A 23,280-nucleotide genomic window follows, 5' to 3' on the forward strand; every position below is an offset into this window, starting at 1 on the left:
TGCCCGACCCGCCCCTGTCCGCGGGGGCGGGGCACCGGGAGCGGACCGTCGGTCAGGCCAGCTCGACGCGGTCGGCCTGCGGTCCGCGGTCGCTCTGCCGCACCGAGAACCGGACCCGGTCACCGGCCATCAGCACGTCGGCGCCGCGCACGACCGACACGTGCACGAACAGGTCCGCGCCGCCCGCGTCGGGCGTGATGAAGCCGAACCCGCGGTCGGCGTCGTAGCGGGCGACGACGCCCTCGCCGCCGCGCACCGGGCCCGCGGAGGCCGCCGCGCGCTCGGGCCGACCACGCTCGGGACGGCCACGCTCGGGCCGGCCGCGCTCCGGCGCCGCGGTCGCACCCCGCTGCGTCGTGCCGCGCACGAGCTGCACGTTGCGGGCCTGGGGCCCCTTCTCGTTGGCGGCGATGTCGTAGGAGATCCGGTCCCCCTCGGTGAGCCCGGCCAGGCCCGCGGGCAGCGCCCGGACGTGCACGAACACGTCGTCGCCCCCCGCGTCGGGGGTGGCGAACCCGAAGCCCTTGTCCACGTCGTACCAGGACACGGTGCCGTCGGCGCCGTCGGACGCCACAGCGCGCGGGGCCGCCTCCGGACCGAGCGGCAGCAGGTGGTCCGCCTGCGGCCCCCGCTCCCCCTCGACGATCAGGAACGCCACCCGCTGCCCCTCCACGACCACGCCGCCGCCGCCCACGATCGCGGAGCTGTGGAGGAAGATCTCGGTGCCCCGCGAGTCCGGCGTGACGAAGCCGTAGCCCTTGCCCGGCTCGTACCAGGACACGGTGCCGAGCACGCCCAGCGCCGCGCCGGGATCGTGGTCGCCGGTGACCCGGACGCGCCGGGCCTGCGGACCGCGGTCCCCCTCGCCGAGCTCGAACTCGACGACCTGACCCTCGCGGAGCACCCGCGGGCCGTCCTCGTCGAGGATCTCGGACGCGTGCACGAACAGGTCCTCGGCGTCGTCCCCGAGGTACAGGAAGCCGAACCCACGCTCGGCGTCGAACCAGCGGACGGTTCCTTCGGGCACGGTGAACTCCTTGTCGAGCGGCGGTTGCTGTCACCAGTGTCCCCGACCGTGGCGCCGGCGACGCGCGCGGCTCAGTCGAGCTCGCCCGATCGCTGGTCCGCGCGCCAGAACGTCTCCGCGTCGACCGCCTCGAGGCTGTCGAGGACCGCGAGCGCGTCGGCGTCGTCGAGACCGTCGACCCGCCACTCGACCTCACCGACCTGCACGAACAGGTACGTGACGGCGTTGTCGTGGCGCAGCACGCGGCCGTGGTCGCCGGTGCCGACCTCCACGCACGTCGGGGTGCCGCCCTGCGGGGCGCAGTCGGTCGGCTGCCGGCTGACGGACACGACGTAGTTGTCCTCGGGCTCCGGGTACCGGCCGCGGCGCCACTGGATGTCGAGCGGGAGGTCGTGCTCGGGGTCCCACTCCGCGCGCGGCACCCGCGTGGACAGGTGCCGGTACCCCGGGAGGGGGCTCTCGAAGTCGGTCCCCCCGGCGAGGGGCAGGTCGTCGCCGAAGGCGGCGAGGGCGGCGCGGGTGGTCGCCTCCGCCTGCCGGCCCTCGAGCGCAGCACCGGCCACGCCGACCGCCACGGCCGCGGTCAGCAGAGCCGCGACCCAGCGGGCCCGCAGGTGGCCCGCCGCGACGAGCGGCAGCACGATCGGCAGGGCCAGCAGCACGAGCGCGACGAGACGCCCGGCGCCGGTCCGGTCGCTCAGCACGGTGCCGACGACGAGCGCGGCCACGCCGGCGACGGCCGCGAGCGCCGGGCGCAGCCGCTGCCCGGCCGGCAGCGCCCGGGCGAACGCCACCCGCGCGGTGAGGACCACGGCCACGGTGCCGAGCACCGCGGCGACCCCCAGCCCGACGACCGCGTAGCCGAGCCCCGACCAGCCCTCGGCCCGGTTCGCGACCGCGAACGTGATCCCGAGCGTCACCGCGACGACCGCGGCCGGCACGGCCACGGTCATGACGGCAGCCCGCAGCACGTCCCGACGCGTCCCCTGAGCCACGAGCGGACCGTAGCAGCGACGAGGCCGCTCGGTCCGCGCGACCCTTTGCGCCCGGCCGGTCCTACGCGTCGGCCTCGTAGCCCTCGGCGTGCAGCCGTCCGCGCGGGACCCCGACCCGGGCCAGGTCCTTCAGGAGCGTCCGCGTCATGTCGGGCGGGCCGCACACGTAGACGTCCCTGCTCGTCAGGTCCGGCACGCGGCTGAGCAGGGAGGCCGCGGTGAGCTCGCCCCCACCGGGCCGGGTCAGGTAGTGCAGCCGTGCGCCGGCCCGGTGTGCGAGCCGGTCGAGCTCCGCACCGAGCAGGGCGCGCTCGGGGTCGGCGGTCCGGTACAGCAGGAGCAGGTCGCCGCCGGGCGGGACGGGGAGGGTCTCGAACAGGGTCCGCATCGGCGCGATGCCCACGCCCGCGGCGATCAGCAGGACGTCGCGGCGGGTGCGCCGACCCGCGGTCAGGGTCCCGTACGGGCCCTCGGCGACGACGCGGGCGCCCGGCGAGATCCCCTGGAGGCTGCGGGTCGTGTCGCCCCGCACCCGGACGGTGAGGCGGAGCGCCTCCGGGCCGGGTGGCGCCGACAACGAGAACGGGTGGGCGCTCCGCCAGGTGTCCGGCGTGAGGAACCGCCAGCGGAAGTACTGCCCGGGCCGCGCGCGCAGCTCGTCGAGATCCTCTCCGCGGACGGTGATGGACACCGCGCCGGCACCCTCCTCCACCACCGCGGCGACGCGCAGCCGGTGGCGCAGGGCGGCGCGCACCGGGACGAGGACCCGGTAGTGCACGACGAGCCCGAACGCCCCGGTGTAGAGCAGCGACCAGCCGACCTGCAGCGCCCGGTTCCCCGCCAGGTCCGGACCGGCGAGCTGGTGGACGAACCCGGCGGCCACGGCCAGGTGGCTCAGGAGGTGGATGTCGTGCCAGGTCTCGTACCGCAGCCTGCGCCGGGCGCGCCGCACGGAGGTCGCGGCGACCGCCACGAGCACCAGGGCGGCGGCGAGCGCGGCGGCCACGCCCGGCATCCGCAGCACCTCGACCAGGGCGCTGCCGGGGTCGAGGCCCCGGAGCCGCGCCCACACGGCGACCGCGGCGCCGGCGTGCAGGAGGACGAGCGTCAGCACGAGACGGCCACCGCGCGCGTGCCACCGGACCAGCCCGTCGGCACCGAACGCCTGCTCGAGCACGGGCCACCGCGACATCAGGGCGACGAGGACGACGGCCCCGTACCCGGCGAGCATCCCGGAGACGTGCGCGACGACGACGTCGGCCCCGATCCCGGCGCCCGAGGCGACGACGGACCGCCGGACGGGCCAGACCGCGACCAGCGCGCCGAGCACGAGGACGAGCTTCGGCAGCGCGTCACGCGGCCGGCGCTCGGCGTTCACGGCCCGGGGACGGACGGCGGGGCCGTGCCCGGGACCGGCCGCACGTCCACGCTGATGCTCACGGGCGACGTGCTCGGGGCGGCGAGACCGAGGCCGACGCCGAGGGTCAGGACCGCGCCGACCAGGACGACGGTCGCCCCGTGCCGCGCCCACCACCCGCGCGGCGCCGTCATGCCGGCACGCTCACCGGCTCGACCTCGGCCTCGGTCTGGGCCGGCGACGGCCGGCGGCGGGACCCGTCGAGGTGCCGGAAGAACGCGCCGATGGTGCGCTCCGGACCGTGCTCGCGCACCAGCCACCGGTAGTACAGGAACCCGGCCGGGCCGAACGCCGCCTGCGCCGGGACGATGACGTCGGTCCGCGCGTCGATGAACACGTCCGTGAGGACCGGCAGGAGCGCCGGCACGACCGCGCCGAACAGCACGGAGATGATCGTCGCGCCCCGCGCCGCCCGCGGTCCGTACGCCTTGAGGGCCGCGACCACGAACAGGCTGTAGATGAGCAGGTCGCCGAGCCCGATGGTCGCGTTGTAGATGCCGATCCGGAAACCCACCGAGGGGTCGAACGGCCAGCCGATGAACCGCTGCGCGAGGGTGTTCGTGACGGGCCAGACGAACGTGAAGACGGCGTCGTAGACGGCCAGGACGAGGCCGAACCAGGCGACGTGCCGCAGTCGCATCCCGCCCTGCACGTAGAGGTTCGCGGTCATCGCGGCCGCGCAGATCACGAGCACGTCGTTCTCGAGCCAGAACAGCTGCCAGCCCGCCACGGTGCCGAGCATCGTCCGGCCCATCCAGATGTTCAGGGCGAGCACGGTCCCGACGAGGACCCACGTCGACGTCGGCCCGAGCAGGGGCCGCAGGCCGATCACGAGGGCCGAGGTGAAGGTGAGGCCCAGCACGACGAGCAGCGGCGTGAGCGGCAGGACGAGGTAGAGCAGCGGCAGCGCGACGATGAACCCGAAGACCACGACGATGTCGACGCCACGGAACGTGCCGATCGCCGGCCGGTCCAGCCGGACGTGCCGCAGGTACAGGACCGCGGCAGCGATGGTGACGAGCGTCCCGATGATCGCCACGGTCAGCGAGAGCAGGACGGGGAGCGTGGTGGAGATCGGCGACGGCATCTCAGGCTCCCACCGGCTGAAGGGCGGCGAAGGTCAGCTCTCGCAGGTCGCTGCGCACCCGCCGCAGCCCCGCGGCCTGGTCGTCGTCCAGGACCCGCACGCGTGCGTCGAGTCCCCGCTCGGCGAAGTGGTCGGCCAGCCCGGCGCTGCTCAGGCCGCTCACCGCACGGGCGGGCAGGTCGAGACGCAGCCGGCCGTCGCCGTCGACCTCCGCGTGGAACCGGGCCGGCCACGGCCTGCCGGGCAGGTCCTCGACGGCCTCGACGAGCTCGCGCGGGGTGACGAGCCGCTCCGGGGTGACCTCGACGAGCTGGCTCGCCTTGCCCAGCACGGCGCTCGTGCCGGGGATCCCCGCCAGCTCGCAGGAGGCCGGCCCGGCGGGCGCACGGACGACGTCGCGGGTGTCGTAGCGGAACACCGGCATGCACTCGCGGTAGGGGAAGTACGGCGTGACCACGAGGGTGCCGAGCTCACCCGGCTCGGCCGGGCTGCCCGAGCGGAGCCCCAGGACCTCGACGTGCCCCATGGTCAGGTCGTGGTGGAGGTGCCCCGCCGAGCAGCTCGTGCCCGTCACCGGGATGGTCTCCGTCATCCCGAAGTTGTCCGACACCGGCGCCCCGAACGTCCGCTCGGCCGCACGCCGCACGGCGGGCGAGAGGATCTCGCTCACGCAGTCGACGCGGCGGAGCCGGAAGTCGGCAGGGCCCAGGCCGCGGCGCTCCGCGGCGACGACCAGCTCGGCGAGGTAGCTCGCGTTGACCGACATCGCGGTGGCGTCCCCGGCGAGGGCGTCGAGCGCGTCGTCCGCGGGGACGATGCCCATCACCCGGCAGCGCGCGCCGACCAGACGGCACGTGAGCGACGCGAGCTGCACGGCCGCGGTGGCCCGCGAGCTGACGTGCACCTGCACGAGGTCGTCGGCGTGCAGCTCGTCGTGCAGCACCGCGCTGAGGGCCCCGAGCGCCGCCGCCACCTCGAGCTCGTACCGGGACAGCCAGATCTCCAGCGCACGGCCGGTCGTGCCGGTGGTGCGGGTGGCCAGGTGCGGGTGGCTGCCGTGGCAGACGAAGTCGTGCGGGCGACCCACGACGTCGGACTTCGTGGTCACCGGCAGGTCGAGCAGCGCGGCCGCGCCAGCGGTGCGGGGCACGAAGCCGTGGGCGGCGAAGTGCTCGGCGTAGAAGGGCGAGCGCTCCGCCAGCCGGCGCGCGGTGCGCCGCAGCGAGCGGTCGGCGTGGTCGGCCCGCTCCTCGGCGTCGGCGAAGGGCGTCTCGATGACCTCCCGCGCCTCGAGCCCCAGCTCGCCGAACTCGGTGATCGTGGCGACGGCGTCGGCGACGAGCCGGCTCAGGGAGCCGGTGTCGAACGGTCGACCCCAGATCGTGCTCAGCACCATGCGGAGCTGGCGTACCCCGGTCTCGAACACAGCTCGGTCCTCTCGTGGTGTCAGCGGGGGGTGACTGCGCGCCCGCGGTGACGGCGGGCGCGCAGTCGGGGTGGCGGTCAGAAGCCGTTCCCGGCGCCGACGGCGAACATGACGGCGGACATCGAACCCAGCACGTACTTCGCGTGCTTCGCGGTCTTCAGCAGAGACTTCATGGCTTTCCCTCCTCTCGTCGTGACGAGCCCGGGCAGGGCTGATCGGGTGGTCGGTCGGATCGAGGGGACGCCTCCGTCACGGGAGGACGACCACCTTCGCGTTCATCTCCGGGTGCACCGTGCAGGTGAGGAGGAACGTGCCGGCCGTGGTCCACGGCGGCGTGGTGTAGACGTCGTTCTCCTCGAGCATCTTCAGCGGGGCCATGGCGCCGTGGCCGGGGTGGGTGACGAGCCCGCGGGACCCGGGTCCGATGATGTGCACCCACCGGGAGTCGTTCTGGAAGCTCAGCCGGTCGCCGCGGCTGATCGTGATGACGGGGACGCCGTCGTCGCCGCGCTCGGCGTCGGGCACCCCGGTGATCACGTACCCCTCGTGGCCCATGCCGACCGTCCCGACCGGGCGCGCGTGCAGCGCCGGCGCGGCGGCCGGGATGATCATGGCCGCGACGACCAGGGCGGTGGCGATCGTGAGCCGTGGCGCGCGCATCGGTGTCTCCGTTCGGGGTCCTGTGCCGGGTCCCGGCCGGCCACGGGAGCCGCGCGAGGCCGCGCGCCTCCGCGAGGCGTCGATCCGGTACGCAGGACAGAGCGACGACCGGACCGCCGGATACGTCCCGCTTCGCCGCGATCTGCGCCGGTCGGGGTCCGGTCCGGCTCGGGCGGCCCGACGGGGCTCGCCGCCACGCCCCAGACCGAGCACGATGGAGCGACACCCCGAGCCGACGGAGCACCCTCATGACCGGACCCACCATCGCCGTCACCGGTGCCACCGGCCACGTCGGCGGCCTCGTCGCCCGTCACCTCGACGCCGCGGGTCGCGCACAGCGGCTGCTCGTGCGCGACCCGTCGAGCGCGCGCGTCCCCCGGCTCGCGTCGGTCACCGCGGTGGACCGCATCGACTACGCCGACCACGACCTGTCCCTCGCCGCGCTGCGCGGCGCCGACGTCCTGCTCATGGTCTCGGCGCACGAGAGCCCGACCCGCGCCGCCGACCACGCCACGTTCGTCGACGCGGCGGCCGGTGCCGGGGTGCGGCACGTCGTCTACACCTCGTTCGCCGCGGCGGCGCCCGACGCGACGTTCACGCTCGCCCGCGACCACCACGCCACCGAGGAGCACGTGAGGGCCTCGGGCATGGCGTGGACCTTCCTGCGGGACACCTTCTACATCGACTTCATGGAGGCCCTCGTCGGGCCGGACGGCGTCATCCGCGGACCGGCCGGGGACGGGCGCTGCGCGGTCGTCGCGCGCGCCGACGTCGCCCGCGTCGCGGCCGCGGTGCTCCTCGACCCGGACGCGCACGCGGGGGCGACCTACGACGTCACGGGCCCGGAGCCGCTGTCGATGAGCGACGTGGCCCGGATCGTCGGCGAGGTCCGTGGGCGCAGCGTCACGTTCCACGACGAGACCGTCGAGGAGGCGTACGCCTCCCGCGCCCCCTACGGAGCACCGCGATGGCAGGTCGACGCCTGGGTCAGCACGTACACGGCGATCGCGAGCGGTGTCATGGCCGAGCCGTCCGACGCGGTCGAGCGGGTCACCGGCGTACCCCCGACCGACCTGCGGAGCTTCTTGCAGGGCCGCTGAGCCCACGCGGCACGATTCATCCTCGGCTCTTTCGGGCGGAGCCGACCGGCCGTCCCGCCCGGCCGGTACATTCCCCGTGGCCGGTGCCTCGCCCGGTCGGCGACCCACGGAAGGATCCTGGTGGACCAGCTCACCAAGGGGGCCAACGCCCCGCTGACCGCGTCCCGCGTCACGCTCACCGTCGACGTCCCGGCGCCCGCGGACATCTCGGCCCTGCTCGTCACGGAGAGCGGCAAGGTCCGCTCCGACGCCGACTTCGTCTTCTACAACCAGCCGACCGGGCCGGGCGTCCGGTGCCTGCAGCCCTCGGCCGGGCAGCCGTGGCGCGTCGAGGTGGACCTCGCCGCCGTGCCCGCGGACGTCCACGCGGTCCGGGTCGTCACGAGCCTCGACGACACGACGGCCGCGTTCGGCCGGGTCGGGCAGCCGGTCGCGCGCGTCGCCGACGACGCCGGGACCCCCTTGGTCGAGTTCTCGATGACGGACCTGACCACGGAGAGCATCGTCGTCGCGCTCGAGCTGTACCGGCGCGCCGGGGCGTGGAAGGTGCGCGCCGTCGGGCAGGGGTACGCGGGCGGCCTCGCCGACCTCATCACCGACCACGGCGTGTCCGTCGACGACGAGCCCGCACCGGCGGCCACGCCGGCCGTCGCACCCCCGGCTCCCGCCGCCGCCGTCCCGCCGCCCGCGCCGCCTGCGCCCGCCGAGCGCCCGGCCCGGTCGTGGGGCCCGCCGCCCGCGCAGACCACGCCGCCGCCCCCCGCGCCCCCGGCGCCTCCCGCGCTGGCGCCCGGCCGGGCCGACGCCGCGAGCAGCGGCGAGGTCCAGCTGACCAAGGCGCGCCCCGTGAGCCTCACGAAGGGCCAGAAGGTCACGCTGACCAAGGACGGCGGCGTCGCGCTCACGATGGTCCGCATGGGCCTGGGCTGGGACCCGGTCAAGAAGCGCGGGATGTTCGGCAGCCGCGAGGTCGAGATCGACCTCGACGCCTCCGCGATCCTGTTCGCGGGCTCCGACCCGGTCGACGTCGCGTTCTACAACCAGCTCCGCACGCGCGACGGCTCGGTCCAGCACATGGGCGACAACCGGACCGGGGAGGGCGAGGGCGACGACGAGACGATGCTGATCGACCTCACCCGCGTGCCGGTCCACGTGACGAGCGTGATGCTCGTGGTGACCTCGTACCAGGGCCAGACGTTCGAGCAGGTGCAGAACGCGTTCTGCCGGCTCGTCGACCACACCACGGGGGTCGAGCTCGCCCGCTACACCCTGGCCGGCGGGATGCCGTTCACGGGCATGCTCATGGCGCGCGTGTACCGGCAGGGGTCGGCGTGGAAGCTGCAGGCCGTCGGCGAGGGCCTGCAGGCCCGGACCCCGGCCGACAGCATCCCGTCGCTCGCCCGGTACCTCGGGTGAGCTCACCGCTCGAGCTCGCCCGGGGGCAGAACGTCCCGTGGCCCGACGCCGGTGTGCTGGTCGAGGTCACGGGGGCGGCGGCCGCCGACTGCGACGTCTCGGTGCTGCTCGTCGACGCGCAGCAGCGGGTCGCGTCCTCCGACGACCTCGTGTTCTACAACCAGCCCACGGCGCCGGGCGCGGTGCTCGAGCCCGGCACTCCCGGGCGGGTCCGCCTCGACCTCGCCGGGATCCCCGCGCGCGTCCACGCCGTCCTGTGCGTCGTGAGCGTCGACCCGCACCGCCCGGCGCTCGGCGGGCTGCCGCTGCTCACCGCGGTGCTGCGCGGCGGCGACGGCACGGAGCGGGCGCGGTTCCCGCTGGTCGGGCTCACGAGCGAGCGCGCGGTCGTCGCCGTGGAGGTGTACCGCCGGGGTCCGGCGTGGAAGGTCCGGGCCGTCGGGCAGGGGTACGACGGCGGGCTCGCGCAGGCCGTCACCGCGCACGGGATCGAGGTGGACGACGAGCCACCGGCCCCCGTCGCCCCGACGCCCTCCGCGGCGCACGGTCCGAGCGCCGCCTCGCCGCCCCCGCCCGGGCCCGCTGCGCCCCTGCCGCCCGGCACCAGCGACGGCGAGCGTCTCCTGCGGCAGGCCGCCGCGATCTTCGAGGACGCCGCCCGCTCGACGGCCGCGCTGCGGTCGAGCGTCGGGTACGCCGACGGCCGGCGTGACGCGGCGCTCGGCGAGATCGTCGCCGACCCCCGGCTGCGCGGCGGCGCGGCGCACCAGCAGGCCTCCGCGGCGGCGGAGCGCGAGCACGCGGACCTCGTCGGCCAGGCCCGTGCCCGGCACGACGCCGACCTGCGGCAGCTCGCCGCGGAGCTCGCCGAGCTCGACACCCGGCTCCCGTCCGCGATGGCGCCGTGGACGTCGGCCGGGTGGCGTGGCTGGCGGCCCCCGCCGGTGCTCGCGCCCGCCGTGCGCGTCGGGGAGCTCCACGTCGAGGAGGCGCCCTGGCTGCAGTTCCCGATGCTGCTCGCCCTCCCGCTGACCCGACCCCTGTGGGTCGACACCCGCACCGACCCCGGCGGCGCGGCGGTCCGCACGGTGCGCGCGCTCGTCGCACGGCTGCTCGCGGCCTACCCGGCAGGCGGTCTGGAGGTGCACGTCGTCGACCTCACCGGCGGGCTCGCGCCCTCCCTCGCCGCGCTCGCCCAGCCGGGCAGCCGCGTCATGACGACGCCCGCAGCCACGTCCGTCGCGGCGGCGGGCGAGGTGCTCGACGCCCTCGTGCGCCGCGTCGACCTCGTGCAGATGGCTCGGTCGGCCGGCGCCATGGACGCGCTCGGGGGCGACGCCGCGGACCGGCTCCTCGTGCTGCACGACTTCCCGACGGCGCTCGACGACGCCGCGGTCGGCCGCCTGCGCTACCTCGTCGACGAGGGCCCGTCGGCCGGCGTCCAGGTGCTCCTCACCGGCGAGCACAGCCCGGTCCACGACGGCAGCCCCCTCGTCACCACGCTGTTCCGCCAGTCGATGCGGCTTCCCCTCGAACCGGACGACCACCTCGCGGACGGCTGGACGGGCACCCAGTGGCGGTACACCCCCGACCTCGGCCCGGACGACGCGGGCGTGCTCGACGGCGTCCTGCGCTCGGCGGCCGGCACGGGCTGGAGCTGACGGGGCGGCGGACCGGCCCGGCGGGCGGGAGGATGACGGCATGGACGACGAGGCTCCGGCGCTGCGCCGGATCAGGGCCGACCTCTCCGCGCTCGACGACCCCCGGGGTGCGCAGGCGCACGCCCTGAGCCGGGTCCTCGGGTGGGCCGAGTTCGCCGAGTACAAGGAAGGCGCCCCGTTCCTCGAGGGCCGCGTGCCGTCGCTCGTGGCGCTGGCGGTCCAGCGGTTCGAGAAGGAGGCGACGACGCACGCGGGGCGTGGCGACACGGACGCCGCCGCGGTGGCCCGGGCGAGCGCAGCGGCGCTGACGCCGTACCTCTGACGGCCCGGGCGGCGCCGGGCCCTCCGCGCGCGCGCGGACGGCTACCGTGGTCCGGCCGCGTGCTCAGCGGCGCCCGCAGGTGCCGCTCCAGGAGCGGGGTGGGCAGCGGCACCGTGCTCCACGTCGCGGTGGCCGTCCCGGCGTTGGGGTCGACCGTGACGCGCACGCGGTGCGGGGTCGTGACGACGCGCAGGACGGCGACGAAGGTGTCGCCGTGCCAGGCGCCGGACGCGACGACGGGTCTGCCGAGCGGTGCGCTCTCGCGCCACGCGCCGTGGCCGACGTCGACCGTGAGCGACGGTCCGAGCCGCAGGACCCAGCCGCCGGCCACCGGGTCCACGGCCACGACCGTCCCGTCGGGCAGCGGCGTGTCGGCCGTGCTGCCGCCGAGCACCCCGTCGGCCCGGCGACCCGGGTCCGCGGAGCCCTCGACCGGTGCAGGCGACCCCGGCGCGGGGAACAGGAAACCGCTCAGGCGGCGCGCAGCACCAGCAGGAACTGCCCGCCGCCGGGCTCGACCTGCGTGGCGACCGCCAGGTCGGGGGCGAACCGCGACAGGCGGTCGACGAGCCACGCCGCGGCCTCGTCGGCGTCGGCACGGCTCGGGCAGCGCGCCACGACCTCGCGCCCGCCCTTGCGGCCGAGACGCTCCACCGTCGCGACGATCGGCGCGGGGTCGACGACGAAGAGGTCGGGCGACCACGGCACCACGGGTGTGACCGCTCCCTTGCGGGTGTTGCAGGCCCGGTGCGCGAGCCGCTCGGTGCCGGCCGCAGCCTTCTTGGACCTCGTGACCCCGAGGTCGACGCTCGGGCCCAGGTCGGAGTTCACCGAGGCGTCGGGGTCGACGGGCTCGTCGCACAGCCAGCAGCGCCAGGAGTCACGGTCGCCGACGGCGGTGAGGTTGCTCATGCCCGAACGGTAGTGCGCCCGACAGGTCCCGCGGCCCGGTGAGCGTCCGAGCGCGAGGTCGGACCGCGCCGGCCCCCGCCGCGAACCCGTCGCTCACCGCGGCCACAGGTCGAGCGACCACTCCTCGACGCCGGTGAAGAACGACGTGCTCGACCGGAGCGCAGCGACCTCGGCACGCCCACGGCAGCGCACCCGCACGGCGTACCGGCCCCGCGCGGGCAGCCGGACGTCCTCGCCCCCGGGCACGCCGTTCACCGACGCCAGCCGCACCGTCCCGCTCGTCGCCTCGAACTCGACCGTCGCCACGCGCTCCCAGCTCCCGCCGGGTCCGATGCCGGCCGGACCGTCGTCCGCGGGGCCGTCGTCGGGCTCGCCCGACAGCACCCGCAGCTCGACCGACGGCGCGAAGTCGTTGCCCGCCGAGTGCAGGGCCACGCCGTACGGTGCCGGCGAGACCAGCCGGTCCTCCCCCGGCCCCACCCCGGACCGTTCCAGCGGGCTCTCCGGCGCCAGCACGTCCACGAGCACGTAGACGCCGAACTCGACATCGGGGAACTGCAGGTACCGCGCCACGACCTCAGTCACAGGGTTCCTCTCGCTGCCCGGGCCGCCGCCCCGCCCACCGAGGGTGGCGCTCCCCCCGGAGCGCCACCCCGACCACCGGACCGGGACGCCGACCCGATCCCACCGCAGTCACGGCCTGCTGATCAACACCGTGCCCTCGGTCATGGCCCGGGGGTCCGCGACGTCGACGTCGAAGTCGGCGTCCGGGGCGTTGTCGAACAGCGTCCCCGTCCCCGGCGTCGGGCCCTCCGTGAGCGGCCACACCAGCGTGCGGACCTTGCTGGCACCCGGCTGGCACGGTGCGGGCTCCCGGTCACAGCCCTGGTAGCCGTACATCACGAACCCGTACCCCGGCCGGTTGTCGACGCTCCCGGTGCCCTTGGCGACCGTCTTCCCGTCCGGCGTCACGACGAGCCACTCGAGCTCGCGCGCCTCGAGCCGGAACGACGTCCCGGGGACCCAGAGCGCGGCACGCCCGGTCGGGGTGGCCGAGCCGTTGTAGTACCGCCCCGTGAGGTGGTGCCACGACGGGCCCGTGGCCGACCGCAGCACGGCCGCCGGCGCCGTCCCACCGAGGGCGGACGAGCCGTCGAGGTTCGTCCAGCCCGCAGCCGGGTCGTAGACGATCACCATCGTCTCGTCCTTCGCGCTGCCGCCGTCGTCGTCCGCGACCGTCGCCTCGATCGTGTACATCCCGGGCGCGGTGAACACGTGCGTCCGGTCGCACGTGCCGCCGGCCGCCGCGTACGCGTCCGTCGACCCGTCGTCCCAGGTGACCGAGCACGTCAGGGGGTCGTTCCCGGCGTCGCGGACCGTCGCCCGCAGCTCGACCGGCACCCCGGCCCGGAACAGCGACCACGGCGCCGGCCCGGTGAGCTCGATCGTGGGCGGTGCGTTCTCGAGGGCTACCCGGGCGCTGTCGGAGACGTCACCGTCCGGCGACGCGGCGGTCAGGGTCACGGTGAAGACGCCGTCGTCGGTGCAGGTGAACGACGTGACCGCCCTGGTGTCGCTGCCGAACGAGCACGTCGTGCCGGCGTCGGCCTCGACGGTCGAGTACGTCCAGCGTCCCGACGCACCGCCCGCGGACAGCGAGTGCACCGAGCCGCGCAGCGTCACCGGGGACCCCTCGGTGCCCTGGACGTCCGGCCCGGCGTTGACGCTCGTGTGGTGCGCGGGATCGGCGCCGCCACCGCCCTGGCCGCCGCCGGTGTGGCCGTCGTCCCCACGCACGATGACGACGTAGAACGGGTCGTCGTGCAGGATCCGCTGCGTGCCGTACCAGGCGCCGATCCGCCGGCCGAGGTTCTGGTTGTCCCAGCCGGGCATCACGCGCGCCGAGTAGTTGCCGTCGCCGGTCGCGGCGCCCTGGTACGTCGATGCGAGCGGGTACTCGTCGCAGTCGTTGCCGCCGTCGGCGTAGCTCGCGCCCCAGTACTGCCGGCACGTGGCGCGGGCCGCGTTGCGGTTCGCCGTGTAGAGCGCGTTGTCGTACCCCGGGTACAGGCGGTGCAGCGGGGTCGTGTTCCCCGAGAACGGGTTGCCCGGGACCGACTTGCCGGCCAAGGGCGGGAGCGTGAGCTCGGGCCGGAACTGGGCGTCGTAGACGTGCGCGGCCGCCTGAGGGTAGGCGGGGTTGTCGGTGCTCACCGGGATCTGCTCGGTCACCCGGTCGAACATGCAGCCGCGGCCGCCCTGCAGGTAGCTCGCCGAGTCGCAGCGCCAGCCGTTGCCGTCGATCGTCTCCGAGTCGCGGTCCACGCCCTCGAGCACCAGCTCGGTGTCGAAGTCGAAGTACGCCAGGGTGTCGCGGCCCTGGCCCTCGGTGGGGTCGTGGAGGAACCGGAGGTACGTCCCGCCGTCCGCCATCCACTGCGCGACCGTCTTCGACTGCCCCCGGTCGAGAGGGTGCTGGCGGCAGAACGCGCCCGTCGTCTGCTCCGTGCAGCGCATGCCGACGCTCAGGACCATCGCCGGGCCCGCGAGACCGGTGCGGACGTCGTCGATCAGGGCCACGAACTGGATCTGGTTGTAGCTGGCGTCGACGTACTCGACGTCCGACCGCGGCATCGAGGCGTCCCAGCCGTAGCCGATCGTGGTCAGCCGGAACGTCGCCCACGCGGTCTCCCGCTTGTAGACGCAGCGCAGCGGTCCGATCCGGACGCACACCTCGGTCTTCGCGCGGTAGCGGCCCGTCTGGCACCAGAAGTAGTGGCTGATGACGAAGCCCTCGTCGGCCCGGGCGGCGTCGGAGTCCTGGCAGTCGGTGATGCTGACCTGCTGCAGGGGTGCGAGGGCCTGCGGCGTCAGGCCTTCGGCGGTGGGCCCGTCGGCCGGCGGTGCCGGCGCGTCCTCCGGAACCACGTCGAGCTGCGGGTCGTCCTCGGGCGGGTCGAGGTCCTCCGGCGGCACCTCGGTGCCCTCCGGGACCGGCGGGCGTGCCCGCAGACCGTTCTGCGTGATCCTCAGGCGCTCCTGCGCGGCCGCGGCGGCGAGCGCGTCGCCGTCGGCCGTCGCCTGCGACCGCGCGGTGGACGGGCCCGGGGACCCCGCGTCGTCGAGCCGCTCGATCGTCGTGCTCGTCTCCTCCGCACCGGGGGGTGTGGCTGCCGACGCCGCCGCGGGTGGCGGCTCCGGCGGTGCGGTGGACGCCGCGGCTCCGGGTGCGACCGTGGCCAGCACCGTGGCGGCGCTCACGGCCAGTGCGAGAACGGCTCGTCTCATGAGGGCTCCCTCGTCGAGTGGTCGGCACGTCGCACCACGGTGGAGCTCCTGCCCCCAGTGGTCGGCCGGGAGGCACGTGGCGTGGCGGCGCGAGCATAGGGCGGGCGCCCGCGCCTGCGGGACCCCTCGCGGCCGGGGTTGGCGAGAATCCGCCAACCCCGCGCGCGAGCGTCCGGAGCGGTCGACGGCGAGCCGTGGGAGGGTTCCCAAACCGCCGCAAGTCCGGCAGCCTGGACGCGCCGCGGGGCGGGCACACGGCGGTGCCCGGCCGGCACGCCGGAGGGGGACCGGCCTTGTCCGTTCGAGGGACGACGGGTGTGCCGCAGCGACGCGCGGCGCCGGGTCCCGCCCCTGCCGTGGGCGTCACGGAGCGGCAGCTCACGATCCTGCGGCTGCTCGCCGCCGGCTTGAGCGACCACGACGCCGCCGCGGCGGCGTACGTCGGGGAGCGGACGCTGCAGCGCGACCTCGCGCGGCTGATGCGGATGCTGCGCGTGGACAACCGGTTCCAGCTCGGCTGGGAGGTGGCACGACGCGGCTGGCTCGAGGGACCGCCGCGTCGCCACGACTGACCGGACGGACCGCCCGGCACGGGTCCGAACCGTTTCAACCCCCTGCTCAGGCCCTTCTCCACCGGTGTAGATTCGCCGGACCCTGCGGGCCTCGACCCCGCCGAGAAGGTCCGACGCGACGCTGCGCGGACCCCTGCCCGAGGGAGCGGCACGTGCGAAACACCACCTCGTCCCGAGGCCGGAGAGTCCTCCTCGCCGCTGCGACCGCGGCGCTCGCCGTCGCGGGGCTCACGGCGCCCGCCGCGGGACTGCCCGGGGGCGCCGTCCCGGCGGCCGTCACGGGCGGGTGCGGCCGGCCCGCAGCCCTCGCGACCGGCACCCACACCGTCACGAGCGGCGGCCAGTCCCGCACGTTCCGGCTCGACGTGCCCGCCGGGTACGACCCGGACCGTCCGTACCGCCTCGTCGTCGGGCTGCACTGGTGGCACGGCACCGCTGCCGACGTCGTGAACCAGGGCTTCTACGGCCTGAAGCCGCTCGCCGGCACCAGCACGGTGTTCGTCGCGCCGCAGGGCATCGACAACGCCTGGCCCAACTCGGGCGGGCAGGACGTCGCGTTCGTCGACGAGGTGCTGCGCCGCGTCGAGGGGGCGCTGTGCATCGACACGACGCAGCGGTTCGCGACCGGCTTCAGCTACGGCGGCGGCATGAGCAACGCCCTGGCGTGCACGCGCGCCGACGTGTTCCGCGCGGTCGCCGTGCTCAACGGCGCGCAGCTCTCCGGCTGCGCCGGCGGCACGCAGCCCATCGCGTACCTCGGCTCGCACGGCGTGGTCGACGACGTCCTGAACATCTCCCAGGGCCGCGCGCTGCGGGGCCGCGCGCTGCGGGACCGCGCGCTGCGGACCAACGGCTGCCAGGCCCAGGGGGCGCCCGAGCCCGCCGCGGGCAGCGGGACCCACACCCGCACCGCGTACACGTGCCGCGACGGCTACCCCGTCGTCTGGCTCGCCTCCGACAGCGGCCACCAGTGGGACGCGCGCGACCGCGGGCAGCAGCAGTCGTGGGTCCCCGGGGAGGTCTGGCGGTTCTTCACGTCCCTGCCGTCGACCACGACGACCCCGACGCCCACCCCGTCCGCGACGCCCACTCCCACGCCCACGACGGGCCCGACGCCGACGACGTCGCCCACGCCGACGCCCGAGCCGACGACCCCGGTCCCGGCCGGCGCCTGCACCGCGACGTACCGGACCGTGAACACCTGGTCGGGCGGCTTCCAGGGCGAGGTGACCGTCACGGCCGGGTCGCCGTCGACCTCGTGGAGCGTGACGTGGCGCCCGTCGGGCGAGCGCGTCGACCAGGCGTGGAACGGCACGCTGACGACGCTGGGCGGTCAGGTCGTCGTCCGCAGCGCCGACTGGAACGGCCGCCTTCCCGCGGGGGGCAGCACCACGTTCGGCTTCCTCGGGACCGGCGCGGCGCCGGCGCCCGCGCTCACCTGCACGAGCTCGTGACGCGCGCCGGGACCTGACGCGCGCGAGCCCGGACGGGCCGACGGGCGGTCGCGGCACCGCGGCCGCCCGTCGGGCCGCGCGGGCCACTCGGGCCATGGTGGCTCGTCCGCTCGCGCAGCCGGGACGCCGGGGTCAGTACGCGTAGCGGCTGACGGACTCCGGGTGGAGCACGAGCCGCACCTGGACCTCCGCGAGGATCGCGGCGAGGTCCTGCGCACGCACCGGGTCCGTCAGGTCCCAGTACCGCGCGGCGAGGCGGGACGCCAGGTCGCGCGCCCCGTCCGTCTCCACCGTCACCCGGCCCGCGACCGACACCCAGTGCTCGCGCTCCCCCACCGGCGCGGCGACGACGATCGACGCGCGCGGGTCGCGGCGCAGCCGGCGCACCTTCACGGTGTCCGGGCCCGTGAAGAGCTGGACGTCACCCTCGTCGGTCACCTCGTACCAGACGGGTCGCGGCTGGGGCGGCACGGGCCCGTCCGCCACGGTGAGGAACCCGTGCAGGGGCCGGCGCAGCAGCGCGAGGTCGGCGGCGGTCAGGGACGTGTCGGTGGTCATGGCGTCTCCTCGGTCCAGGGGCGGCTCACGTCGAGGTCAACCGCGTCCCGGCGGTCGTTCATCCCCGCGCACCGTCCGGCGGAGCGTCAGGTCATCGATGGCGGTCAGGGGCGGATCTCCGATGACTTCGGGGCGGTGGCGCGGTCTACTGCTGGAGACCCCGTACGCGCCGGAAGGACCGCCCGTGAGCTCCGACCATCCCGCCGCACCGACCGCCCCGCCGACCGTCGCCCCCGACCCGTCGACCGCGATGCGCACGTTCGGCCACGTGCTCGTCAACACCGCCGTCGCCAACATCACGACGAGCTACCTGTGGTGGGCCCTGACGTTCTGGTCCTACCTCGCGACCCGGTCGGTCCTCGCGACGGGGCTCATCGGCGGCGCGTACATGCTGTTCATCTCGTTCAGCAGCATCTTCTTCGGTGCCGTCGTCGACCACCGCCGCAAGCTCACGGTGATGCGCCTGTCGACGACGGCCACGCTCGTCGCCTTCGCCCTCGCCGGCGGGCTGTTCCTGGCGCTCGGGGAGGAGACCGTCGCCGACCTCGGCACCCCCTGGTTCTGGGTGTTCGCGGTGATCATCCTCGCGGGCGCGGTCGTCGAGCACATGCGCAGCATCGCCCTGTCCACGGTCGTGACGATCCTCGTGCCCGACGAGCGCCGCGCGAACGCCAACGGCCTCGTCGGCACCGTGCAGGGCGCGGCGTTCATCGTCACCGCCGTCGTCTCCGGGCTGTCCGTCGGGTTCCTCGGCATGGGCTGGACGATCGCCGTCGCGCTCGGGCTGACCGCCGTGACGCTCGTGCACCTCATGACGATGAGCTTCCCGGAGGACCGGGTCGCGGCCGCCCCGGCGGAGAGCACCGCCGCCGCGATCGACCTGCGCGGCTCGATCGCCGTGGTGCGCGCCGCCCAGGGCCTGTTCGCGCTCATCATCTTCTCGACGTTCAACAACCTCATCGGCGGCGTCTACATGTCGCTCATGGACCCCTACGGGCTCGAGCTGTTCTCGGTCCAGATGTGGGGAGTGTTCTTCGGCATCGGCTCGACCGGCTTCATCGTCGGCGGGCTCGCGGTCGCCAGGTTCGGGCTCGGCCGCAACCCGATGCGCACGATGCTGGTCCTCGTCATCGCCATGGGCGTGCTCGGGGCGATGTTCACGATCCGTGAGTGGGCGTGGCTCTACATCCTCGGGATCTTCCTGTACCTGTGCCTGATCCCCGCGGTCGAGGCGGCCGAGCAGACGGTCATCCAGCGCGTCGTCCCGCTCGAGCGGCAGGGGCGGGTGTTCGGCTTCGCGATGGCGTTCGAGAGCGCTGCCGCGCCGATCACCGCGTTCGTCATCTCGCCGCTCGCGCAGTTCTGGATCATCCCGTGGGCGGCGTCCGACGAGGGCGCCGCGACGCTGGAGCCCGTGCTCGGCACGGGCGACGCGCGCGGCATCGCGCTGATCTTCCTGGTCAGCGGCCTGGTCATCACCGGGGCGGCGCTCCTCGCGTTCCGCACGCCGGTGTACCGCGCGATCTCCCGGACGTACCTCGCGGCGGCGCCGTCGCCGGAGGAGGACGACGGCGCCACCCCCGCGCCGGACCGCGAGCGCGGCACCGCGGTCACGGTGCCCGACGGACCCACGCACTGAACCGAGGAGCGCACCATGGGACTGATCCACGTCGAGGTGTTCGCCACGCTGGACCTCGTCGCCCAGGCGCCGGGAGGTCCCGACGAGGACCCGGTCGGGTTCCCCTTCGGTGGCTGGCAGGCCCCCTTGCTGGACGACGTGTCCGGCGCGCAGGTCGCCGCGGCCTACGAGGGCACGGACGCGCTGCTGCTCGGCCGGCGCACGTACGACATCTTCGCCGCCTACTGGCCGCACCAGGCCGGCGGGCCCGACGAGTCCATCGCGACGCTGTTCAACCGCGTCCCCAAGTACGTGGCGTCGCGCGGCAGACCCGACCTGTCGTGGGCGGGGTCCACTCTGCTCGGCCCGGACCTGGCGCAGGCCGTCCGGGAGGTCCGCGACCGGCACGAGCACGTGAAGGTCGTGGGGAGCCTCGACCTGCTGCAGACGCTCCTGCGCGAGCAGCTGTTCGACCGCCTGGACCTCTGGGTGCACCCGATCCTCCTCGGGACCGGGAAGACGGTGTTCGCGGGCGGCGCCGTCCCCACGAACCTGTCTCTCCTCGAGCCCCCGGTCGCCGGCCCGCGGGGGACCGTCCTCCTGCGCTACGGACGCGCCGAGGGCGTCCCCGGGACCGGGGACATGAGCGCCCCGGGCCGTGGCGTGGGCTGAGCCGCGCCTCCCGCGAGCACCGGCCGACGGCCGGGGCGGCCAGCCCGGTCCGGCGACGTGTCGATCCGGCGCCCGCCCGTTCGACGCACAGGTGACAGACCCCGACACGAGGAGGCGACGATGCGGTTCATGGTGATCCTGAAGGCGACGGCGGACAGCGAGGCCGGCGTGATGCCCGCCACCGAGGACTTCGACACGATGGGGAGGTTCATCGAGGAGCTGGTCGACGCGGGCGTGCTCCTCGCCGCGGAGGGCCTGCTGCCGAGCAGCGCGGGGGCGCGGATCTTCTTCGACGGCGACGAGACGACGGTGGTGGACGGGCCGTTCACCGAGACCAAGGAGCTCGTCGCGGGCTTCTGGCTGGTCGAGACGTCCTCGCTCGAGGAGTGCGTGGCGTGGTTCCGGCGGTGCCCGGTGACGCGGCCGGGCGACGGGGCGACGAACCTCGAGATCCGGCGGGTGGTCTCCGCCGAGGACTTCGGGGAGAGCTTCACGGCCGAGCAGCAGGAGGCCGTCGAGCGGCGCCGCGCCAAGGCCGCGGGCGTGGTCTGAGCGCAGGGACGCGAGGTGCAGCGGGTGCTCGGGCGGGGCGGCGCGGCCCGCCCGAGCACCGGCGTGCCCGGTCGCGCGCCGCCGGGAACGGGGTCCTCGGTCACCGACACCCCGCGCGCGGTCGAGGCCGTCTGGCGGATCGAGTCACCTCGGCTCGTCGCAGGGCTGACCCGGCTGGTCCGTGACGTCGGCGTCGCCGAGGAGCTCGCGCAGGACGCGCTCGTCGCCGCGCTCGAGCAGTGGCCGGCGGACGGCGTGCCGCGCAGCCCGGGCGCCTGGCTCATGACCACCGCGCGGCGCCGCGGGATCGACCGGATCCGCCGCGACGCGACGTTCCGGCGCAAGGTCGAGGAGGTCGGCCGGGGACTCGAGCAGTCCGCGCCCGACGTGGGCGAGGTCGTCGCGCAGGACGACGGCATCGGTGACGACCTGCTGCGGCTCGTCCTCGTCGCGTGCCACCCGGTGCTGTCCACGCAGGCGCGCGTCGCGCTGACCCTGCGGCTGCTCGGCGGCCTGACCACCGAGGAGATCGCGCGGGCGTTCCTGGTGCCGGAGCCGACCGTCGCGCAGCGGGTCGTCCGCGCCAAGCGGACCCTCGCGAAGGCCCGGGTGCCGTTCGAGGTGCCGCAGGGCGACGAGCTCGTGCGCCGGCTCTCCTCGGTGCTCGAGGTCGTCTACCTGATCTTCAACGAGGGTTACGCCGCCACCGCCGGGGACGACTGGATGCGCCCGGCGCTGTGCGGGGACGCGCTCCGGCTCGGCCGCGTCCTGGCCCGGCTGACCCCGCGCGAGCCCGAGGTGCACGGCCTCGTCGCGCTCCTGGAGATCCAGGCCTCCCGGGTGGCTGCGCGCACCGGGCCGGGCGGCGAACCGGTCCTGCTCGCGGACCAGAACCGGGCCCGCTGGGACCAGCTGCTGATCCGTCGCGGCCTGGCCGCGTGCGAGCGCGCCGAGTCCCTGGCCGGAGGGGCCCCCGGGCCGTACCTGCTGCAGGCGTCGATCGCGGCCTGCCACGCGCGGGCCCGCCGTTTCGAGGACACCGACTGGGAGCGGATCGCGGCGCTCTACGAGCAGCTCGCGGAGCGGACGCCGTCCCCCGTGGTCGAGCTCAACCGCGCGGTGGCGCTGTCCATGGCGTCCGGGCCGGCGGCCGGGCTCGCGCTGCTCGACCAGCTCGTCGCCTTCCCGGTGCTGCAGGGCTACCACCTGCTGCCGAGCGTGCGCGGCGACCTCCTCGCGCGGCTGGGCCGGCACACCGAGGCCCGCGCCGAGCTCGAGCGGGCCGCGTCGCTCACGCGCAACGTGCGCGAGCGGACGCTGCTGCTGGAGCGCGCCGCCGCGCTCTGACGGGCGGGCCGTGCACGGCGGCCCGGGCCGGGACGGGCGCGTGCGTCACGCCGTCAGCCCACCACCGGCGCGGGCTCACTGCCAGACGGTCGCCTGGACCTCCGGCTCGGCCGGCAGCTGCGGCGCCGCGGGCCCGGCGGCGGCCAGGTCGCGCACGTTCTTCTGCACGGCGACCACGGAGAACATGGCCATCGTGTACGCCAGGCCGTAGAAGCCCTTCTCGGAGAGCTCCAGCGCCGCGTTGCTCAGCCCCGTCGCCATGAGCACGAGCGAGACGACCACCATGCTCCACGACAGCCCGAGGAAGATCGAGGTCACGGGCACGCCCTCGGCACGGTCGCGCACGGACTTCTGCAGCGCGATCGCGGAGAACAGGCCGAGCAGGAGCAGCGTGCCGTAGAAGCCCTTCTCCGAGAGCTCCATCGTCGCGTTCCACAGCCCCACCCCGAACGCGGTGAGGGCGATGGCCAGCGCCACCCAGGACGCACCGACGAACGCGGCGGTCGGTCGGGCGGGGACGGGGTGCTGCGACATGGGACGCTCCGGAGGTCGGGCGGCCGGCATCGTGCCGGTCGCGCCCACGATGGTGATGGTCCGGGTGGACCGGCCGCAAGCACAGCTCCCCACATCCACCCGGTGAGCGACCCGTCCGGTGTCGCGTCGCACGCGCGCGCCCCGCCGGGAGGGGGTCGCCGGTCCCCTGCTCCGGGGTCGGCGCGCGCGACCGCAGGGCTCAGTCCTCGATGACGTCGAGCCCCTGCTCCCGCAGCCGTGCGAGGCCGTCGAGCATGCCCTGGAGGACCTCGGGCGCGTGCCCCTCCCAGTCCTCGAGCTCGGCGACCACACGCAGCGGGTGACGGGTCCGGTAGGACTGCGTGGGGTTGCCGGGGAACCGCTTGTCGGTGACGTTCGGGTCGTCCTCGAACGGGCCGAGCGGCTCGACGACGTACACGTGGCCGCGCCCGGCGTCCGCCGCGAGCGCCGTCGCGAGCTCGGCACCCCACACCGCGGTCTCGACCAGCGCGCTGAAGTAGATGTTCCGCGACACCCGGCCCTGCTGGTAGTTCGAGCCGTAACCGGGGACGAGCTCGGCACCGACCGCCACCGTGAACCGTGTGCCGTGGAAGAAGGGTCCGGTGACGTGGTCGCAGCGGTCGTAGGTGACCGGCGTCCGGGTGTCGGGCTGCTCGCTCATG

23 protein-coding genes are annotated in these 23,280 nt (G+C 75.2%); 10 read left to right on the forward strand and 13 right to left on the reverse strand.

Annotated elements, in window-relative coordinates; all coding sequences use genetic code 11:
• Positions 1 to 52 precede the first annotated feature (52 nt).
• From ACWFNE_RS00645 to ACWFNE_RS00675, 7 genes are all read right to left on the reverse strand, one after another.
• Positions 53 to 1,027, reverse strand: a complete 975-nt coding sequence (locus ACWFNE_RS00645) for a cold-shock protein (RefSeq protein ID WP_452120521.1) — start codon at positions 1,025 to 1,027, stop codon at positions 53 to 55.
• Between the two features lie 71 nt (positions 1,028 to 1,098).
• The gene (locus ACWFNE_RS00650; protein WP_452120522.1) at positions 1,099 to 2,022 is read right to left on the reverse strand and encodes a hypothetical protein; all 924 of its coding nucleotides are present in this window, start codon (positions 2,020 to 2,022) and stop codon (positions 1,099 to 1,101) included.
• 61 nt (positions 2,023 to 2,083) lie between these two features.
• On the reverse strand, positions 2,084 to 3,400 hold the full coding sequence (locus ACWFNE_RS00655) for a ferredoxin reductase family protein (protein ID WP_452120523.1): 1,317 nt from the start codon (positions 3,398 to 3,400) through the stop codon (positions 2,084 to 2,086).
• Complete coding sequence (locus tag ACWFNE_RS00660; RefSeq protein WP_452120524.1) at positions 3,397 to 3,573, reverse strand: hypothetical protein; 177 nt, start codon at positions 3,571 to 3,573, stop codon at positions 3,397 to 3,399. Before ACWFNE_RS00660 ends, ACWFNE_RS00655 begins: the two co-directional genes overlap by 4 nt.
• Positions 3,570 to 4,526 carry a hypothetical protein gene (locus ACWFNE_RS00665; RefSeq protein ID WP_452120525.1) on the reverse strand — a complete coding sequence of 319 codons (957 nt, stop codon included), beginning with the start codon at positions 4,524 to 4,526 and terminating at the stop codon, positions 3,570 to 3,572. The genes ACWFNE_RS00660 and ACWFNE_RS00665 overlap by 4 nt, the downstream gene beginning before the upstream one ends.
• Before the next feature lies 1 nt (position 4,527).
• The gene (locus ACWFNE_RS00670; protein WP_452120526.1) at positions 4,528 to 5,952 is read right to left on the reverse strand and encodes a phenylacetate--CoA ligase family protein; all 1,425 of its coding nucleotides are present in this window, start codon (positions 5,950 to 5,952) and stop codon (positions 4,528 to 4,530) included.
• Between the two features lie 249 nt (positions 5,953 to 6,201).
• Positions 6,202 to 6,612 carry a cupredoxin domain-containing protein gene (locus ACWFNE_RS00675; protein WP_452120527.1) on the reverse strand — a complete coding sequence of 137 codons (411 nt, stop codon included), beginning with the start codon at positions 6,610 to 6,612 and terminating at the stop codon, positions 6,202 to 6,204.
• A gap of 248 nt (positions 6,613 to 6,860) precedes the next feature.
• Here ACWFNE_RS00675 and ACWFNE_RS00680 point away from each other — a divergent pair, with 248 nt between their 5' ends.
• The 4 genes from ACWFNE_RS00680 to ACWFNE_RS00695 all read left to right on the forward strand — a co-directional run bounded on the left by ACWFNE_RS00680 (position 6,861) and on the right by ACWFNE_RS00695 (position 11,111).
• Positions 6,861 to 7,712 (forward strand): SDR family oxidoreductase, encoded by an 852-nt coding sequence (locus ACWFNE_RS00680; protein WP_452120528.1) that lies wholly within the window; start codon positions 6,861 to 6,863, stop codon positions 7,710 to 7,712.
• A 120-nt stretch (positions 7,713 to 7,832) separates the two neighbouring features.
• Positions 7,833 to 9,128 carry a TerD family protein gene (locus ACWFNE_RS00685; RefSeq protein ID WP_452120529.1) on the forward strand — a complete coding sequence of 432 codons (1,296 nt, stop codon included), beginning with the start codon at positions 7,833 to 7,835 and terminating at the stop codon, positions 9,126 to 9,128.
• Positions 9,125 to 10,789, forward strand: coding sequence for a TerD family protein (locus ACWFNE_RS00690; protein ID WP_452120530.1), 1,665 nt, complete (start codon positions 9,125 to 9,127; stop codon positions 10,787 to 10,789). Before ACWFNE_RS00685 ends, ACWFNE_RS00690 begins: the two co-directional genes overlap by 4 nt.
• A gap of 40 nt (positions 10,790 to 10,829) precedes the next feature.
• Positions 10,830 to 11,111, forward strand: a complete 282-nt coding sequence (locus ACWFNE_RS00695; protein WP_452120531.1) for a hypothetical protein — start codon at positions 10,830 to 10,832, stop codon at positions 11,109 to 11,111.
• A gap of 471 nt (positions 11,112 to 11,582) precedes the next feature.
• Here ACWFNE_RS00695 and ACWFNE_RS00700 read toward each other — a convergent pair whose 3' ends face one another.
• From ACWFNE_RS00700 to ACWFNE_RS00710, 3 genes are all read right to left on the reverse strand, one after another.
• Positions 11,583 to 12,023, reverse strand: coding sequence for a hypothetical protein (locus tag ACWFNE_RS00700; RefSeq protein ID WP_452120532.1), 441 nt, complete (start codon positions 12,021 to 12,023; stop codon positions 11,583 to 11,585).
• Positions 12,024 to 12,116: 93 nt separating this feature from the next.
• A complete protein-coding gene (locus tag ACWFNE_RS00705) occupies positions 12,117 to 12,608 on the reverse strand; it encodes a hypothetical protein (protein WP_452120533.1) in 492 nt (163 codons plus the stop codon).
• 108 nt (positions 12,609 to 12,716) lie between these two features.
• Positions 12,717 to 15,311 carry a PKD domain-containing protein gene (locus ACWFNE_RS00710; protein ID WP_452120534.1) on the reverse strand — a complete coding sequence of 865 codons (2,595 nt, stop codon included), beginning with the start codon at positions 15,309 to 15,311 and terminating at the stop codon, positions 12,717 to 12,719.
• Between the two features lie 317 nt (positions 15,312 to 15,628).
• Between ACWFNE_RS00710 and ACWFNE_RS00715 the strand changes: the two genes are divergently transcribed.
• Together ACWFNE_RS00715 and ACWFNE_RS00720 are read left to right on the forward strand one after the other, a co-directional pair.
• Entirely contained in the window at positions 15,629 to 15,883 is a 255-nt protein-coding gene (locus tag ACWFNE_RS00715; RefSeq protein WP_452120535.1) for a LuxR C-terminal-related transcriptional regulator, read from the forward strand.
• A gap of 152 nt (positions 15,884 to 16,035) precedes the next feature.
• A complete protein-coding gene (locus ACWFNE_RS00720) occupies positions 16,036 to 17,337 on the forward strand; it encodes a cellulose binding domain-containing protein (RefSeq protein WP_452120536.1) in 1,302 nt (433 codons plus the stop codon).
• Between the two features lie 132 nt (positions 17,338 to 17,469).
• On the opposite strand, the gene ACWFNE_RS00725 is transcribed toward ACWFNE_RS00720, so the two are convergent.
• On the reverse strand, positions 17,470 to 17,895 hold the full coding sequence (locus ACWFNE_RS00725) for a pyridoxamine 5'-phosphate oxidase family protein (RefSeq protein ID WP_452120537.1): 426 nt from the start codon (positions 17,893 to 17,895) through the stop codon (positions 17,470 to 17,472).
• Positions 17,896 to 18,079: 184 nt separating this feature from the next.
• Between ACWFNE_RS00725 and ACWFNE_RS00730 the strand changes: the two genes are divergently transcribed.
• The 4 genes from ACWFNE_RS00730 to ACWFNE_RS00745 all read left to right on the forward strand — a co-directional run bounded on the left by ACWFNE_RS00730 (position 18,080) and on the right by ACWFNE_RS00745 (position 22,084).
• Positions 18,080 to 19,534 carry an MFS transporter gene (locus ACWFNE_RS00730; protein ID WP_452120538.1) on the forward strand — a complete coding sequence of 485 codons (1,455 nt, stop codon included), beginning with the start codon at positions 18,080 to 18,082 and terminating at the stop codon, positions 19,532 to 19,534.
• Between the two features lie 15 nt (positions 19,535 to 19,549).
• On the forward strand, positions 19,550 to 20,185 hold the full coding sequence (locus tag ACWFNE_RS00735; RefSeq protein WP_452120539.1) for a dihydrofolate reductase family protein: 636 nt from the start codon (positions 19,550 to 19,552) through the stop codon (positions 20,183 to 20,185).
• Between the two features lie 129 nt (positions 20,186 to 20,314).
• The gene (locus ACWFNE_RS00740; RefSeq protein ID WP_452120540.1) at positions 20,315 to 20,737 is read left to right on the forward strand and encodes a YciI family protein; all 423 of its coding nucleotides are present in this window, start codon (positions 20,315 to 20,317) and stop codon (positions 20,735 to 20,737) included.
• A gap of 63 nt (positions 20,738 to 20,800) precedes the next feature.
• The gene (locus tag ACWFNE_RS00745; RefSeq protein ID WP_452121122.1) at positions 20,801 to 22,084 is read left to right on the forward strand and encodes an RNA polymerase sigma factor; all 1,284 of its coding nucleotides are present in this window, start codon (positions 20,801 to 20,803) and stop codon (positions 22,082 to 22,084) included.
• 75 nt (positions 22,085 to 22,159) lie between these two features.
• On the opposite strand, the gene yiaA is transcribed toward ACWFNE_RS00745, so the two are convergent.
• Together yiaA and arr are read right to left on the reverse strand one after the other, a co-directional pair.
• A complete protein-coding gene (yiaA, locus tag ACWFNE_RS00750; protein WP_452120541.1) occupies positions 22,160 to 22,618 on the reverse strand; it encodes an inner membrane protein YiaA in 459 nt (152 codons plus the stop codon).
• 199 nt (positions 22,619 to 22,817) lie between these two features.
• The gene (gene arr, locus ACWFNE_RS00755) at positions 22,818 to 23,279 is read right to left on the reverse strand and encodes an NAD(+)--rifampin ADP-ribosyltransferase (protein ID WP_452120542.1); all 462 of its coding nucleotides are present in this window, start codon (positions 23,277 to 23,279) and stop codon (positions 22,818 to 22,820) included.
• Position 23,280 lies beyond the last annotated feature (1 nt).

It is taken from the genome of Cellulomonas sp. NPDC055163 (assembly GCF_053607065.1).

Coding starts and splice junctions, on each gene's coding strand:
- arr (WP_452120542.1), bottom strand. CDS start 23,279: ATGAGCGAGCAGCCCGACACCCGGACGCCGGTCACCTACGACCGCTGC.
- ACWFNE_RS00660 (WP_452120524.1), bottom strand. CDS start 3,573: ATGACGGCGCCGCGCGGGTGGTGGGCGCGGCACGGGGCGACCGTCGTC.
- ACWFNE_RS00725 (WP_452120537.1), bottom strand. CDS start 17,895: ATGACCACCGACACGTCCCTGACCGCCGCCGACCTCGCGCTGCTGCGC.
- ACWFNE_RS00695 (WP_452120531.1), top strand. CDS start 10,830: ATGGACGACGAGGCTCCGGCGCTGCGCCGGATCAGGGCCGACCTCTCC.
- ACWFNE_RS00710 (WP_452120534.1), bottom strand. CDS start 15,311: ATGAGACGAGCCGTTCTCGCACTGGCCGTGAGCGCCGCCACGGTGCTG.
- ACWFNE_RS00665 (WP_452120525.1), bottom strand. CDS start 4,526: ATGCCGTCGCCGATCTCCACCACGCTCCCCGTCCTGCTCTCGCTGACC.
- ACWFNE_RS00735 (WP_452120539.1), top strand. CDS start 19,550: ATGGGACTGATCCACGTCGAGGTGTTCGCCACGCTGGACCTCGTCGCC.
- ACWFNE_RS00700 (WP_452120532.1), bottom strand. CDS start 12,023: ATGAGCAACCTCACCGCCGTCGGCGACCGTGACTCCTGGCGCTGCTGG.
- ACWFNE_RS00675 (WP_452120527.1), bottom strand. CDS start 6,612: ATGCGCGCGCCACGGCTCACGATCGCCACCGCCCTGGTCGTCGCGGCC.
- ACWFNE_RS00740 (WP_452120540.1), top strand. CDS start 20,315: ATGGTGATCCTGAAGGCGACGGCGGACAGCGAGGCCGGCGTGATGCCC.
- yiaA (WP_452120541.1), bottom strand. CDS start 22,618: ATGTCGCAGCACCCCGTCCCCGCCCGACCGACCGCCGCGTTCGTCGGT.
- ACWFNE_RS00680 (WP_452120528.1), top strand. CDS start 6,861: ATGACCGGACCCACCATCGCCGTCACCGGTGCCACCGGCCACGTCGGC.